Raw genomic sequence first — 14336 nt, 5'->3', positions numbered from 1 at the left:
TCGCAACTTTTCCGCACATGATCAGTGTGACTTCAGTCGAAAGTTGGCATCGGATAGAGTGCAAGAAAATCTCATTGCTGAATTGATTATTAGACTCACATAACTAATACAAAATTCGGTAGTTCGTGTAGAAGCAATGGCTTCAGACGATATAATGGATGCTTCGAATTGCGTCGCATAGAATAAGGTAAAATCGCGCCATGTCCTATCAAGTTCTCGCTAGAAAATATCGCCCCAAAAGTTTTGCCACCTTGGTTGGGCAAGAACATGTGGTGCGCGCCTTAACCCATGCGTTAGATCAACAACGATTGCACCATGCATATTTGTTCACTGGGACTCGTGGTGTCGGTAAAACGACTTTATCGCGGATCTTGGCGAAGTCGTTCAACTGCGAGAAAGGTATTACTTCGCAAGCTTGCGGAGAATGCGAGGCGTGTACGGCGATTGATGCGGGGCGCTATGTTGATTATATCGAGATGGATGCTGCCTCAAACCGCGGTGTCGATGAAATGGCTTCGCTTTTGGAGCAAGCCATTTATGCACCTTCGAATGCACGCTTTAAAGTCTATATGATTGACGAAGTTCACATGCTGACGAATCATGCATTCAACGCGATGTTGAAGACTTTGGAAGAGCCGCCGCCGCATATCAAATTCATTTTGGCTACCACAGATCCTCAAAAAATTCCGGTAACCGTTTTGTCTCGGTGTTTGCAATTTAATTTGAAGCAGATGCCACCGGGACATATCGTCGGACATTTGGAAAATATTCTCGGACAAGAACGGATTGAGTTTGAGCAGCCGGCATTGCGCTTGTTGGCTCAAGGCGCGCACGGTTCAATGCGTGATGCGCTCTCTTTAACAGATCAAGCGATTGCATATGCGGCTGGCAAGGTCAGTTTGGATTCCGTGCAATCGATGCTAGGAGCACTTGATCAATCGTACTTGATTCGTTTATTGCAAGCTTTGCTCGAGGAAGATGGCAGCGCTTTGTTAACTGTCGCCGATGAGATGGCGGCACGTAGTTTGTCCTATAAATCTGCACTGCAAGATCTCGCCACGATGCTGCATCAAATCGCGGTGGCGCAAATGGTGCCGAATGCTTTGGCTGAGGATGTGCCTGAGCGCGCTGCTTTGTTGAGCCTCGCCGAACATTTTGGCAAAGAAGAAGTTCAGCTCTATTATCAGATCGCCGTGCATGGGCGCAACGAAATTGGACTTGCCCCTGACGAATATTCGGGCTTTTCAATGACTTTGCTGCGCATGTTAGCTTTCCGCCCGAGTAAGTTGCCGCCGCTTTCCGGTGGTTCCGGTGGCGGTTCAAATATGCCCCCCCCATCTAACAGAGGTCCAAGTAATTCTGGAATTCATAGTGCCCGAGAAGCAATGCAAGCGGCTAAAAGTGCTGCAGTTGCAGGCCCGGCCGTAGTGAGACCGCAGTTGTCTGAAACAGTTCAAGCGCCGCAGTCGATTGCGGTCGCGAGTGAGGCAATTGATCGCCCTCGTATTGTTGCGGATATTGTTGCAGATTCAGCTTTGCAAATTGCGCCGCAGGTGCTGCCCGTTGAGGCAAGCCGAATCATTGATGAAGTTCCGAATCGATCCGCGGTGAAGTCAACTTCGCCATCGCAGTCGAATCCTCAGCCTGATGAGTTCGCAGGTATTCGTCTACCGCCAGTGATTGCCAAAACGATGGACTCGGTGTCAACTGCAGAGACTCCAAAGTCGGGTAAGTTGAGTCCTGCGATGGCAGCATTAGCTGCTGCCCGTGCAGCGAGTGGCAAGCCGGCAGCAACACCAATACCTTCGCAGAGTTCTAATGCGGAAACCACCATGCCCGTGGCACAAGCAGTCACGCAAGGGCAGGCCAGAAATGCCTTAGTAGAGCCGACAGTAAAGCCTCACGATCCATCGCCGGTTGTGGCTCATGATCGCGACACCAACGGCGCGACGAAACGTGTTACGGCGACTGGGCTGTCGAAAGTTGAGGATGAAGTCATGCCGCCATGGGAGGAGGCTGATTTTGAAGGTGTGGAATTGGCATCGATGCCGCCATTAAAGCAGAAAGATTTTGATGAAAGTGAATATTTCCAAGAAGCCTCTAGCTTGAGAGTTGAAGAAATTGCTGCGTCATCAAGTGCCCCTTCGGTAAATGCGCCTGCGCAGCAGGTGCAAGTCCCAAGTGTGGCTGCAGCACCGCAACAGCCATTGCAGTTAATGCCTGTGAGTGAAATTGGATGGGATGGTCATTGGCCTAATTTGGCCGCATCTTTGCCAGTGAAGGGGGTTGCCCAGCAATTGGCGCAACAAAGTGAACTTCGTCAGGTCTCTTTGAGTGGGGGGGCGGTCGTGTTTCGACTTTGTGTTCCGGTGCAGACTTTATTGTCGGCGGGGAGCGTTGATAAGTTGTTGGCAGCATTATGTGATCGTTTTGCTGACTCGGGACACGCAATTCGCATTGAAACCGAAATTGGCGCCGTCGAACAAACCGCCAATGCGCAAGCGCTTGCAGAGAAGGCTGCGCGGCAGCAATTCGCTGAGCGAGCGATTCAGGAAGATGGATTTGTACAAAACTTAATGCGAGAATTCGGCGCTTCGCTGTTGGCAGGAAGTGTCCGTCCGATTTGAGGCCAGTAACTTAACGAGAAATGCAACAATCAAGCGCGACGCATACTTGTTGCATTGTGGCCTAGTCTCATATGTGCCATGGTACAGAATGAGATTTGAAATGAGAATTGAATAGAAATTTATATTGAGATTTTTTGAGGAGCTTTAGAATGATGAAGAACCAATTGGCTGGCTTGATGAAGCAAGCACAAGCAATGCAAGACAATATGAAGAAAGCCCAAGATCAATTGGCTTTGATCGAGGTCGAAGGGCAATCCGGGGCTGGCTTAGTCAAAGTTGTGATGACATGCAAGAACGACGTAAAACGCGTCACCATCGATCCTTCTTTGTTGGCAGATGATAAGGACATGTTGGAAGATTTGGTTGCCGCAGCATTCAATGATGCAGTACGCAAAGCTGAAGCCACTAGCCAAGAGAAAATGTCTGCTTTGACTGCGGGCATGCCATTGCCGCCAGGCTTTAAGATGCCGTTCTGATGATCGTCTAAGAGTCGATTGCTGATTTGATTGCTTGCATGACACAGGCGCAATGAGCGAGACTCATGCGCCTGTTGTAGTTTTTGGTGGTAGTCCTTTTGTCCGATTTTATTCAACAAGGTCTGTTTGAAGGCGGACCCAACACAAGCGAGAATTGAAGCGTGAAAGAATTGAGTAGCTTAGATCAGATGATTGAGGCTTTGCGACGTTTGCCGGGTGTTGGTCCAAAATCCGCCACGCGCATGGCATACCATTTGTTGCAGCATGACCGCGAAGGTGCGCAGTTCCTTGGTAACGCGATGCTTAATGCATTGCAGCAGATTCGTCACTGCGGTTCGTGTAACACCTTCACTGAGAATGCGGTATGCGACACATGTGCTGATGCGAGTCGTGATACAAGCATTTTATGTGTGGTCGAGTCACCTAGTGACCAATTGATGATCGAGCAGACCATGACTTACAAGGGTTTATATTTCGTACTGATGGGGCGATTATCTCCTCTTGATGGAATTGGGCCACAAGACATCTATCTCGATAAACTGATTCGTAGAGCCACTGATGGTGTCGTTGAAGAGATTGTCCTTGCGACCAACTTCAATAACGAAGGGGAGGCGACCGCGCACTACATTGGAGAAACACTAAAGGCCAAAGGTTTAAAGGTTAGTCGTTTAGCGCGTGGTGTACCGGTTGGTGGTGAGCTTGAATATGTCGATCCTGGGACAATCGCACGCGCAATACTTGATAGAAAGTCGACTTAGGATGGATAAGCAAGTTGGCCCTGGTCCATTGGCCGGCATACGCGTATTGGAACTCGGCACTTTGATTGCTGGTCCTTTTTGTTCACGCATGTTGGCCGAGTTTGGTGCCGAAGTGATCAAGGTTGAAAGTCCAGATGGCGGTGATCCTCTGCGGCAGTGGCGTGTGCTAAAGGATGGAACCTCATTGTGGTGGTCGGTGCAAGCGCGTAATAAACAGAGTCTCACGCTCAATATGAAAACCGAAGCTGGTCGTCAGATCGCTCGTGAGTTGGCGTTAGCGGCGGATATTATTATTGAGAACTACAGGCCTGGCGTTTTGGAAAAATGGGGACTAGGCTTCGAGGAGCTGCGAGCCATCAATCCTGCACTCATCATGGTGCGTCTGTCTGGCTACGGTCAAACCGGGCCCATGCGAGATCTTCCTGGTTTTGGTGCTATTGGTGAATCCATGGGCGGTTTACGTTATGTCTCCGGTCACCCGGATCGACCACCCGTACGTGTCGGCATTTCGATAGGTGACTCGGTCGCCGCTTTACATGGTGTGATCGGAGCCATGATGGCTTTGCGCCATCGTGATGTCACCGGTGGACGTTGGAATGGCAAAAGCGGTACTGGCTGCGTTGCTGGGCAAGGTCAAATGGTTGATGTTGCATTGTATGAGTCGGTCTTCAATCTCATGGAGTCCTTGGTGCCAGAGTTCGATGTGGCTGGAGTCGTGCGTGAACGCACTGGCGGCGCCTTGCCTGGGATTGTTCCTTCCAATACTTACACGACAGCAGACGGTGAAAATATTGTGATTGCTGGTAATGGAGACGCGATTTTTCATCGTTTAATGTTGGCGATTGAGCGTGCTGATCTTGCGCATGACCCCGCTTTGTCACGTAATGATGGACGTGTACCTCGTACTTTGGAAATCGACGCAGCAATTCAAAGTTGGTGTTCGCAGAAGACAATCGATTGTGCGCTCGAAATTTTGCGCAGTGCGGATGTGCCGGTTGGAAAAATTTATAGTATTCGCGACATGATGCAGGACCCTCAGTTCTTAGCAAGATCTATGTTTGAACAGCATCAATTCTCTGATGGTGAAGCAGTGAAGCTGCCAGCTATTTTGCCAAAAATGTCGGAAACTCCCGGCAAGACTAAGTGGATGGGGCCTCGCTTGGGAGAACATAGTGAGCAGATTTTGCGCTCTTTGAATTACTCAGAAGAAGATATCAAACGCCTGCGAACTGAAGGTGTAATTTGAAGCAAAAACGGACCAACTCGGTCCGTTTTTGCATGGTTGCTTAAGGCCTTCAGTAGCGCAGCAAACTCGTCAAGTGAGCGTCTTTAAATAGTCGCGAATACCGGCGAGCAGCATTTCGACCGCCATTGCAGTGAGTATTAACCCCATCAATCGTTCTACTGCGGTCATGGTTTGTTCTCCGAGAACGCGCTGCATTCTTTCTGCGCTCAGCAAAACGATCAACCAAACAATGGCAACTGCGACAAGCGCTGCGACGTGAATCATCGTGTCCATACGGCTATCAGATGAAAATAGGAGCACGGTCGCGAGGGACGAGGGCCCTGCCAGTGCGGGAATGGCAAGTGGAACGATAAACGGCTCCGTCGCGGCGCCACCTCCGCCAAACACACCACCTTCTTGCGGAAATACCATTCGTAAGGCAATCAGAAAAAGAATGACGCCGCCGCCGATGCGCAAGGATACTTCGCTCAAGTGCAGCGCCTCTAAAAAATGTTTTCCGAAAAACATAAAAAGAAATAGCAGGACAAATGCGATGAGACATTCGCGAACGACAACTCGCCATCTGCGTTCAGGTGCAACGTGCGATAATGCGCTGACGAAGATAGGAATATTGCCGAAGGGATCTGTTACCAAAATCAAGAGGATGAGGGATTGAATGAAATCTTTTGTCATGCGTGAGTTCCCCTATGGCGTAATGTGGATTGTCGCATTTGTAAATGCGGTTTTTTGTAAAGTGATTCTGGTTGCAACTGTTGTTGCTGTCAATAAAACTTTGCAATGTTGTATGTGGCTTCAAACGGTTTTATCTGATGGGTGACGATGATTGGCAGATTTCCCAAAAATTGATCGAACTTTAGAATCGAGGAGAGGAAATGTTGGAAGAAAAAAAAGAAAGACCTGATACGCCCTGCGTAGCGGTTTGCTCGACGACTTTTGATGAGATTTGTCGAGGCTGTGGTCGAACCGTGCTTGAGGTTGCAGACTGGGTCTTTATGTCGCAAGAAGAAAAAGATAAAGTTTGGGACAGAATCCTCGCGCAAGGATACCCAAGGCGCAATACGTGAGGAATGTTCGCAAACCGTTCGCGGATGTCAAACGGTGTAGGGCAATTGTAAGAATTTTTGCAGTGTGCGCATTTCCCAAACAACTAGGGCTACAATTAGTGTTGAATGTCGAGCTTTAGTTGTCATTTTTTTTCTTATTCGTGATAGGATTTCCTTCCCAATAATTTGTCAATTTTTCACAAGTCGTGAGGTGCCTACGAGTGGAATGTGAAAAAGATAAGACTAAAATGTGTTTGTTTCATATGTTTGAGCAGAGTTGAATAATGAATACTAAGTTTGCAAAAAAGAACACGCTACTTAAGTCGGTTAAAAGTGCGGGTTTTACATTGATCGAAATTATGATCGTGCTGGTGATTATGGGCATCTTGGCTAGTTTGGTTGTTCCGAAGTTGATGGGACGTACAGACGACGCTCGTGTTCTTCAGGCGAAGCAAGATATTTCGACCATGCTCGGTGCCTTGAAAATGTACAAGCTGGACAATTTGCGCTATCCAACAACTGAGCAAGGTTTGCAAGCATTAATCACGAAGCCAACATCAGGTCCTGCCGCGAATGGGTATAAACCTGAAGGATACATTTCGAAACTTCCCAAAGACCCTTGGGGAAATCCTTATCAGTACATGTCGCCAGGCTTGAAATCTGAAATTGAGATTTTTTCTTATGGTCAAGATGGTCAGCCGGGCGGTGCTGGCTATGACGCTGACATTGGATCTTGGGACCTTTAAGCGCCTGTTTTTTTTGAGTAGTCTGCATTGAAGTAAGTAAGTGGTACGAACGTGAAAAAACAGCGTCAAATCGGATTTACATTACTTGAACTTCTGGTTGTTCTGGTGATCATGGGAATTATGCTTGGAGCTGTGTCACTTAACGCAGTCCAAACGACTCATCAGCGACTTCAAACGGATGCGCAGCGTTTGTCTTTGCTTTTGCAAATGGCACGTGAAGAAGCGATCGTGAGGAATCGGCCTACAGCTTTTGAAGCAGCGCAAGAAGGCTATCGTTTCTTGGTGCTCAACGAAAATAAGTGGGAACAAATAGAGGATTTTGATTCACTCAGATCGCGTAGCTTCACCTTCTCAGACACTAAATTAGAAATCACCCCACGCCTAGATACTGATCTGGATCGCTTGCGAATTGTGTTTGGAAGAGAACCGGTTAGTCGTCCTTTCGTATTGAACCTCCGCGTGGCAGATAGTGCAGTGGCGATTAAGGCTGATGGTGTCGGCCACTTTGTGGTGGAGTAATCATGCTAACGCGAATGAAACATCCTTTGCTTTCTTCTCGATCGAGGTCAGGCTTTACGCTGCTTGAAGTTTTGGTTGCATTGGTCATCGTGGGCACTGTTTTGATTGCTTGCCTGAGATCAGTTGCAAGCCTTGCCCAGAATAGTAGTGGACTACGTGCGACCATGATGGCTAATTGGTCGGCTGAGAATCGTTTGGCTCAAATTCGCTTAGGCCATGAGTGGCCGGAGCTAGGTGAACGCAATTTTCCCTGTTCACAAGGGGACCTTGCCTTACAGTGCGAAGAACACGTGATCGGCACACCCAATCCATCGTTTCGCCGCGTAGAAGTGTTGGTCTATGATCCAATTGATACACGTCGACGTCTCGCTAAGTTGACGCAGGTGGTGCCCAATGCGCCTTAGAAAAGTTCATTCCAACGCTGGCTTCACGCTTATCGAATTATTGGTGGCGATCACTGTGCTCGCGATTATCGCGGTGATGGGCTGGCGAGGTTTGGATAGTATTATTCGAGCGCGCGTCAGTTTAAATCAAGACTTGGAGCGCAGCAGAGGCGCGCAAATCAGTTTTGTTCAGCTCGAGAATGATTGCGCGCATTTGGTGAGTGAGGCAATGTTGCCGCGGCGGGAAAGTATTCGTGCGTATGAACAAGATTTGACACTGATTCGGACCGTGTATGAAGACGGTCAAGCGACGATGTTACAGGTCGTAGCCTATCGTTTGCGGAATGGTGTTTTTACTCGTCGCGAATCACTCCCCACTCGCGATTTGGCGATGTTGGATAGTTTTTGGCTGCGGGCAATTGGCAATACGGATGATATGCCCGAGGTGGTCTTGCAAAAAGATGTCATTGCCTTTCAGATGCGGACGTGGAACCCCAATGAAAACACATGGCGGGTTGCTGGCACTGATGTTGCAAACCCTCAGCAAGCCAATCCGCTCACAAAGACAACTAAAGGTGTGCCAGAGAAAACGGGCTTGGAAGTAACGATGCAGCTCAAAGGGCAAGAATTTCCCTTGCTGAAAATTTTCCTGTTGGGGGCTGCTTGATGAGGCATTCCGTGCACGCAAAACAAGGCGGCGTCGCTGTCGTTACGGCATTACTGCTAACCACCTTGGCGATTACGATCGTTGCCAGTCTTTTTTGGCAGCAACAAGTGCAGGTTCGGTCGATCGAAAATCAGCGATATCAACTTCAAAAAAAATGGGTCTTGCGAGGGGCTTTGGATTGGGCAAGTCTCATATTGCGTGAAGATGCTCGTACCAGTGGTGCGGTCGATCACCTTGGTGAGCCCTGGGCAGTAAATCTAGGGGACACACGACTTGATCAATATGTTGAAAATGGAAAGACCGATGTTGAGGATAGCGATGCAACGTTATCCGGCAAAATATCTGACGCACAAGCTAAATTTAATTTAACGAATTTGGCGAGCGGCGGTGAGGTTGATCAACGTGAGTTAGAAGCTTTTATGCGTCTACTTGCAAATTTGAAGATTGATACAGCGCAGGCGACAGGTCTTGCTTTGCAAGTCGCTCAAACACAAGATCGATCTGAAAAAACTGAGAAGTCGACTGAGCCTGGTGTTACAGGTCCGCAACCTAGCTCGGCCGAAGGGACGGGCGCAGCCCCCTCCAATCCTGGCTCTTCTGGTCAAACAACAACGAAAACATCGGCTACAAACCCCGTTCCAGATCTTATTTCAACGACAACGGTCAATTCCACAGTACAATTTCTAAAGTTTAGCCAAGTGGATGATTTGCTTGCGATTCCTGGTTTTACACCGGAGATCGTGGCGAAGTTAAAAAATTACGTCACGGTCTTGCCAGTGCGAACACCAATCAACGTGAACACTACGACGGCTGAAGTGCTATCAGCAAGGTTAGAAAACGTGAGTATGACTGAGGCTGCCTTGATGATCGCACAGCGTGATCGTGCATTTTTTAGAGACTTTGTGCAGTTTCAATTGAATTTTCCTGACAAGGTGAAAGCAAGCGCGAAGCAAGATGTCTCTTTCTCTTCGAATTACTTTATCGTGAATGGCAGAGTGCGCTTGAATCGTTCATTTTTGGAAGTGAATTCCTTGATTGAGCGAAATGGCCAACGCAGTCAGATTTTGTGGGTAAAAGAAAATTAAGACGTCAAAAAATAAAATAACAAGAGTGTAGGGGAAGATGGCGAGTACATTATTTATTCAAATTCCACCGCGTGTGGTTGTGGAGGAGCAGAGCGATTGGCGTGAGAGCGCATTCGCGTTCTGTCTTGCCTCGACCGAACGCCATTTGCAGCAACATGGTCGGCAGAATCTGCAGGATTTAATTTCTATAGCGCGTTCTGCCAGCCAAGTCGTGCTCTTGCTTGCAAGTTCCGATGTAGCCTTGTTTTCGGTGGAAGTGCCACCGATGTCTCCTCAGAAATTGAAAGCAGCGTTGCCGAATTTGTTAGAGGAGCGCGTTCTTGAAGATACGGCCGACTTGATTTTTGCCTCGACTCCGATTGTCGATGGTCAATGTACCGTGGCTGCAGTGCAGAGAGCGTGGATGGAAAGTTTGTATGCGCTGGTAAGTGTTCTTGAACCACGCAAAGTTGCCGCTTTTCCGTTGGCCTTCGGTTTGCCTTTGGTGAATGAAATGGCATCCGTGTTATTGGAGCCGGCGGGATCTCATGGCAGCAATCTGCTGGTGTCGATCAAGACAAACGCTGCAGAAGTGGCCGGTTTGGCGTTGCAAGCACAAGAGGAGAGTGTCAGCTCTAGTTCTCTCCTCGAAATCCTCAAGACGGTTTCTATTCTGTCGAAAGGACTGCCACTCGAACTAGCACTCGATAATCACTTGCAGCATGCATTCGATGGAATCGATGAAACGCATAAGCATGAATTGCAGATTGTCCGTCAATTTAATGCGGATTGGTCGACCAAGATTTCTTCAGAGTTTCCTCATTCTCTCAATTTGCTGGCAGAGCTTGTCGCGGAAAATTCGGTTTCTTTTGATTGGCCGAAATGGCGTTGGTCGATCGGTCTGGCGGCAGCAATTCTTTTGTGTGGTTTGTTTGGTCTCAATTGGGAGGCCTATCAGTTGCGATCTGAGGCAACGGCTTTGAATGCCTCGTTGCGAACCAACTATCAGCAATTATTCCCGAATGAAACAGGATTGAGAGATCCTATTCTTCAGTTGCAACAGAAGATTAATCAGTCCAAGAAATTAGCGGGGCAGTCGACGGATGATGATTTTCTGGTTCTCAGTGGCCAACTCGCTTTAGCTTGGCAGTCTGCGCACCCACAGCAGCAAGGTGCTCCCCTTGCAAGTATGGAATATCGCGAGCGTGCGCTATTCATTAAGCCTAAAAACAGTAATGACATTCAGCTCGATGCCTTGCGTTCGGCTTTGCGCGAACAAGGATTAAAGATCGATGCGAAAGATGGACTCTATAAAGTCTCAAGAAATGAAGGTGACCTGAGATGATGCAAGACTTCCTTGAGCAATGGCGCAATTCTTGGGAAAAACGAGCGCCTCAAGAGCGGCGTATCTTGACGATCGTTGCCGTTCTAATTGTCGCCTCAGTGATTTATTTAGTCGGGATTGCACCAGCGACACAGAATCGAACGCAGTTGGAAAAGAGTATTCCCGAGATGAAGCAGAAAGCAGCTCAGATGAACGAGCTGGTAGTGCAATATAAAGGCTTGGCAAGCAGTGTTGCAGATGGTGTCGCTCCAGTAACCCGTGAATTAATCGAGCCAACTTTGGTGCGTAGGAATATTAAGACTCAATCACTGTCGGTGACTGGTGAATTGGTTCGTGTACAAGCGAATGTGGCGAACTATGCGAGTGTAATGGAGTGGTTGCTTGAGATTCAAAAAGCCATGCGTTTGACCGTTGAAGACATTAAGATCACCGCACTGACGGAACCTGGGCAGGTCAGTGTTGTTGTCACGCTTAAGCAGCAGAGAGCGGCTTAAATTCATGTTGTTGAGTTCTAAAAAATCGATTCTTGGATTGGTACTGTTGGGTTTCATCACGGTGCTACTTACGATCGTGGTGTACTTGCCAGCGAGTTGGTTAGGTGCAGTTCTGGAGAAACAAACCGCTGGGCGTTTAAGCCTTGGGGATGTGCAAGGAAGTTTTTGGCATGGCTCAGCCTTTTTGGGTGTCGCTGTTGACCAAAAAAGTCCAGTGACCGCGCTTTTTCCTGGACGATTTTCATGGAAGATTTCGCCGAAGTTGCTGCTCGGTAGAATTGATGTTGAGATCACTAACGAGCAAGTGTTAAGTCAAGCGGTAGTGGTGCAAGGAAATTTTGCGCAATGGCAGGTGAGTGGGGCAAGTCTGCGACTCCCGTCGGAAAGATTAGAAGGGCTAGGGGCTCCATTAAACACGATTGGGCCGACCGGTAAGATTGTGTTGAGTTGGGAACCCTTGGAGATGACGCGTGATGGAAACCGCGTTAATGCAGTCGGTAATGCAACATTGGAATTGAATGAAATGGCTTCGCGAGCTTCTTCGATCCGACCGTTGGGAAGCTATCGCTTAGTAATGAAATTAAGTGGCGAACGCATCGACATGAATTTGTTGACCATCAAAGGACCGATGAATCTTGAGGGGAGTGGCGCCTTAGCGCAAGGGCGCATGCAGTTCTCAGGGAAAGCATATGCGCAAGCAGGGCAGGAAGAAAGATTAGCGAATCTATTGAATTTGCTGGGGAGACGTCGCTTTGAGGGCGATAAACAAATAATAGCTTTAGAATACAGATGAGATAGAAGCATGAAGATTGATCGCAAACAGTTAGAAAGTGTAGATGCAATGAATTCAAAGAGACATTGGCGCAAGATCGCTGTGCATACGGCGTTGGTCGGTTCATTATTGATGTCGGGCGTCCTAGCGCAAAGCGGTTTCGCGCAAGATGCGAGCCAAAACGCCGCGACTTTGAATTTCGTGAATGCTGATATCGAATCGGTGGTCAAAGCAATTGGCCATTACACAGGGACCACATTCGTGATCGATCCTCGAGTCAAAGGTCAATTGACCTTAGTCTCAGAGAAACCGCTCACCAAAGAACAAGCGTTTAAATTATTAACTGCAAATTTGCGTATGCAAGGTTTTGCGGTTGTGACTGCCGATGGTTTTTCAAAAGTCGTGCCTGAAACCGATGCGAAACTACAAGGTGGCCCTACCCAAGCGAAATCGGTCAAAGGTGATCAAGTGGTAACGCAGGTGTTTCGCATTAATTACGAAGCGGCCAACAATATTGTGACAGCTTTGCGCCCCTTAATTTCGCCGAATAATACGATCAATGTCACGCCTGGAAATAACTCCATCGTCATCACCGACTATGCCGACAACATGCGTCGTATGGCGGAGATCATTGCATTATTGGATGTACCTGCTAATCCAGAATTGGAAGTGATTCCGATCAAACACGCGATCGCAGCGGACATTGCGACGATGGCCAATCGTTTGACTGAGGGCAATCAAGCGGCGGGTGACTCGGGACGTACCATCATCATGGCGGATTCACGCACTAATTCTGTATTGGTGAAAGCTCCCTCACAAGCGCGCGGTAACTTGATCAAAAAATTGGTCGCGGACCTAGACCAACCTACAACTTTGCCTGGCAATGTTCACGTGGTTTATTTGAAGAATGCCGAAGCGGTTAAATTGGCAGCCACTTTGCGTTCGATTGTGACTGGTGAAAGTTCTAATTTGAACTCAGGTAGTTCGAATTCTTCGAACTTATCGTCGAGCGGTCCAGGTTTGAATACATCGGCGATGCCACAGCAAGGCAATAATTCCGCATTAACCAGCACGGGTAGTAATTTAAGTCTGCCAGTCAGCACATCGGGTAACTCACAAGGCACTTCTGGTGGTTCAGGTTTTATTCAAGCAGATCAAGCAACGAATACATTGATTATTACCGCAAGTGATGCTGTGTATCGTAATTTGCGAGCTGTGATCGATCAATTGGATGCGCGCCGTGCACAGGTCTATATTGAAACTTTGATCGTCGAAGTTTCAAACAATAAGTTAGATGAATTGGGCGTTTCATGGGTGGGTGCCTCCGGTGATTCCAGTAGTAAATATCGACTTGGGGGAATTACGAGCTATTCAAACGATCCTGATAGACCTGAACTTCTTGGTTTTGCTGGAGGAGCGGCTGGAGCTGCTACAGCGGTAAAAGGTAAAGGTCTTTCAATCGGACTCTTCAAACAAATTGGTGGTCAGCTCGGTCTGGGAGCTCTGGCACAAGCATTAGCTTCCGATGGCAGCACGAACGTATTGTCCGTTCCAACATTGATTACCCTCGACAATGAAGAGGCCAGTATTGTCGACGGAAAAACAGTTGGCTTTGTTACTGGTTCCTATACATCGAGTAGTACTGGAACTGCAGGCCAAAATCCGTTTCAAACCGTTGACCGTAAAGAAATTGGTATCAAGTTAAAAGTGAAGCCGCAAATCTCAGAATCGGGCACTGTCAAACTGGCGTTAGTACAAGAGGTCTCCGATGTCGCTGACCCTATTCCAGGTGGAGTTGGTATCACGACAAGTGTTCGGTCGATTGCCACAAATGTTCTGGCTGAAGATGGGGAAATCGTTGTGCTAGGTGGTCTCCTGAAAGATCAGAATTCTGATGGTGTTGCCAAGGTTCCAGTGTTGGGGGATATCCCGTTGCTTGGGAATTTGTTCAAGACCAAGAAGCGAACTGTTGATAAGACAAATCTGATGGTCTTCCTGCGACCAGTCGTGATTCGAAATGCAGAACAAAGTTCGGGAGTATCCTTGGATCGCTATGATTATTTACGCACACAGTATTTGAAAGCGACAGGCCAAGATGCAAATGGTCTCATGCTGAAAATGGAAAAAGGCAAATTGCTGAAATTTCCCGACGCTACTGAGAAGACAAATTCGGCACCAAAAGAAGGCCAGTAATCG

General features: G+C 48.0%; 15 protein-coding genes. 14 read left to right on the top strand and 1 reads right to left on the bottom strand.

Annotated features, from left to right (window positions below; translation table 11 throughout):
- The first annotated feature begins 200 nt into the window (after nucleotides 1–200).
- From dnaX to RF679_RS10550, 4 genes are all read left to right on the top strand, one after another.
- A complete protein-coding gene (dnaX, locus tag RF679_RS10565; protein WP_309480605.1) occupies nucleotides 201–2627 on the top strand; it encodes a DNA polymerase III subunit gamma/tau in 2427 nt (808 codons plus the stop codon).
- Between the two features lie 149 nt (nucleotides 2628–2776).
- Nucleotides 2777–3103 (top strand): YbaB/EbfC family nucleoid-associated protein, encoded by a 327-nt coding sequence (locus RF679_RS10560; protein WP_309480604.1) that lies wholly within the window; start codon nucleotides 2777–2779, stop codon nucleotides 3101–3103.
- Between the two features lie 188 nt (nucleotides 3104–3291).
- A complete protein-coding gene (gene recR / locus RF679_RS10555; RefSeq protein WP_373921771.1) occupies nucleotides 3292–3861 on the top strand; it encodes a recombination mediator RecR in 570 nt (189 codons plus the stop codon).
- Between the two features lies 1 nt (nucleotide 3862).
- Entirely contained in the window at nucleotides 3863–5107 is a 1245-nt protein-coding gene (locus tag RF679_RS10550; protein WP_309480602.1) for a CaiB/BaiF CoA transferase family protein, read from the top strand.
- A 69-nt stretch (nucleotides 5108–5176) separates the two neighbouring features.
- On the opposite strand, the gene RF679_RS10545 is transcribed toward RF679_RS10550, so the two are convergent.
- On the bottom strand, nucleotides 5177–5779 hold the full coding sequence (locus tag RF679_RS10545; protein WP_309480601.1) for a MarC family protein: 603 nt from the start codon (nucleotides 5777–5779) through the stop codon (nucleotides 5177–5179).
- 200 nt (nucleotides 5780–5979) lie between these two features.
- On the opposite strand from RF679_RS10545, the gene RF679_RS10540 reads away from it, so the two are divergent.
- The 10 genes from RF679_RS10540 (at nucleotide 5980) to gspD (ending at nucleotide 14333) form a co-directional block, all read left to right on the top strand.
- A complete protein-coding gene (locus tag RF679_RS10540; RefSeq protein ID WP_309480600.1) occupies nucleotides 5980–6171 on the top strand; it encodes a DUF1289 domain-containing protein in 192 nt (63 codons plus the stop codon).
- Between the two features lie 263 nt (nucleotides 6172–6434).
- A complete protein-coding gene (gene gspG, locus RF679_RS10535) occupies nucleotides 6435–6896 on the top strand; it encodes a type II secretion system major pseudopilin GspG (RefSeq protein ID WP_309480599.1) in 462 nt (153 codons plus the stop codon).
- Between the two features lie 51 nt (nucleotides 6897–6947).
- Nucleotides 6948–7415 carry a GspH/FimT family pseudopilin gene (locus RF679_RS10530; RefSeq protein WP_309480598.1) on the top strand — a complete coding sequence of 156 codons (468 nt, stop codon included), beginning with the start codon at nucleotides 6948–6950 and terminating at the stop codon, nucleotides 7413–7415.
- 2 nt (nucleotides 7416–7417) lie between these two features.
- Nucleotides 7418–7819, top strand: coding sequence for a type II secretion system minor pseudopilin GspI (gene gspI, locus RF679_RS10525; protein ID WP_309480597.1), 402 nt, complete (start codon nucleotides 7418–7420; stop codon nucleotides 7817–7819).
- Nucleotides 7809–8465 carry a PulJ/GspJ family protein gene (locus tag RF679_RS10520; protein ID WP_309480596.1) on the top strand — a complete coding sequence of 219 codons (657 nt, stop codon included), beginning with the start codon at nucleotides 7809–7811 and terminating at the stop codon, nucleotides 8463–8465. The genes gspI and RF679_RS10520 overlap by 11 nt, the downstream gene beginning before the upstream one ends.
- A gap of 11 nt (nucleotides 8466–8476) precedes the next feature.
- Nucleotides 8477–9550, top strand: a complete 1074-nt coding sequence (gspK, locus tag RF679_RS10515) for a type II secretion system minor pseudopilin GspK (RefSeq protein WP_309480595.1) — start codon at nucleotides 8477–8479, stop codon at nucleotides 9548–9550.
- 37 nt (nucleotides 9551–9587) lie between these two features.
- The gene (gene gspL, locus RF679_RS10510; protein WP_309480594.1) at nucleotides 9588–10874 is read left to right on the top strand and encodes a type II secretion system protein GspL; all 1287 of its coding nucleotides are present in this window, start codon (nucleotides 9588–9590) and stop codon (nucleotides 10872–10874) included.
- The gene (gene gspM / locus RF679_RS10505; protein ID WP_309480593.1) at nucleotides 10871–11368 is read left to right on the top strand and encodes a type II secretion system protein GspM; all 498 of its coding nucleotides are present in this window, start codon (nucleotides 10871–10873) and stop codon (nucleotides 11366–11368) included. Before gspL ends, gspM begins: the two co-directional genes overlap by 4 nt.
- A gap of 4 nt (nucleotides 11369–11372) precedes the next feature.
- The gene (locus RF679_RS10500) at nucleotides 11373–12161 is read left to right on the top strand and encodes a type II secretion system protein N (protein WP_309480592.1); all 789 of its coding nucleotides are present in this window, start codon (nucleotides 11373–11375) and stop codon (nucleotides 12159–12161) included.
- 48 nt (nucleotides 12162–12209) lie between these two features.
- Nucleotides 12210–14333, top strand: coding sequence for a type II secretion system secretin GspD (gene gspD, locus RF679_RS10495; protein WP_309480591.1), 2124 nt, complete (start codon nucleotides 12210–12212; stop codon nucleotides 14331–14333).
- Nucleotides 14334–14336: the final 3 nt, after the last annotated feature.

The sequence above is a fragment of the Undibacterium cyanobacteriorum genome (assembly GCF_031326225.1).
Lineage (GTDB): Bacteria > Pseudomonadota > Gammaproteobacteria > Burkholderiales > Burkholderiaceae_D > Undibacterium > Undibacterium cyanobacteriorum.
The sequence above is the reverse complement of the archived record's forward strand: the minus strand, read 5'-3'. Positions and strand labels throughout refer to the sequence as shown.

What these genes read in the sequence shown, in the direction of transcription:
- RF679_RS10500 (WP_309480592.1), top strand. Translation starts at nt 11,373, where the DNA reads ATGTTGTTGAGTTCTAAAAAATCGATTCTTGGATTGGTACTGTTGGGT.
- RF679_RS10540 (WP_309480600.1), top strand. Translation starts at nt 5,980, where the DNA reads ATGTTGGAAGAAAAAAAAGAAAGACCTGATACGCCCTGCGTAGCGGTT.
- gspD (WP_309480591.1), top strand. Translation starts at nt 12,210, where the DNA reads ATGAATTCAAAGAGACATTGGCGCAAGATCGCTGTGCATACGGCGTTG.
- RF679_RS10520 (WP_309480596.1), top strand. Translation starts at nt 7,809, where the DNA reads ATGCGCCTTAGAAAAGTTCATTCCAACGCTGGCTTCACGCTTATCGAA.
- gspG (WP_309480599.1), top strand. Translation starts at nt 6,435, where the DNA reads ATGAATACTAAGTTTGCAAAAAAGAACACGCTACTTAAGTCGGTTAAA.
- RF679_RS10560 (WP_309480604.1), top strand. Translation starts at nt 2,777, where the DNA reads ATGATGAAGAACCAATTGGCTGGCTTGATGAAGCAAGCACAAGCAATG.
- RF679_RS10545 (WP_309480601.1), bottom strand. Translation starts at nt 5,779, where the DNA reads ATGACAAAAGATTTCATTCAATCCCTCATCCTCTTGATTTTGGTAACA.
- gspM (WP_309480593.1), top strand. Translation starts at nt 10,871, where the DNA reads ATGATGCAAGACTTCCTTGAGCAATGGCGCAATTCTTGGGAAAAACGA.
- dnaX (WP_309480605.1), top strand. Translation starts at nt 201, where the DNA reads ATGTCCTATCAAGTTCTCGCTAGAAAATATCGCCCCAAAAGTTTTGCC.
- gspI (WP_309480597.1), top strand. Translation starts at nt 7,418, where the DNA reads ATGCTAACGCGAATGAAACATCCTTTGCTTTCTTCTCGATCGAGGTCA.
- recR (WP_373921771.1), top strand. Translation starts at nt 3,292, where the DNA reads ATGATTGAGGCTTTGCGACGTTTGCCGGGTGTTGGTCCAAAATCCGCC.
- gspL (WP_309480594.1), top strand. Translation starts at nt 9,588, where the DNA reads ATGGCGAGTACATTATTTATTCAAATTCCACCGCGTGTGGTTGTGGAG.
- RF679_RS10550 (WP_309480602.1), top strand. Translation starts at nt 3,863, where the DNA reads ATGGATAAGCAAGTTGGCCCTGGTCCATTGGCCGGCATACGCGTATTG.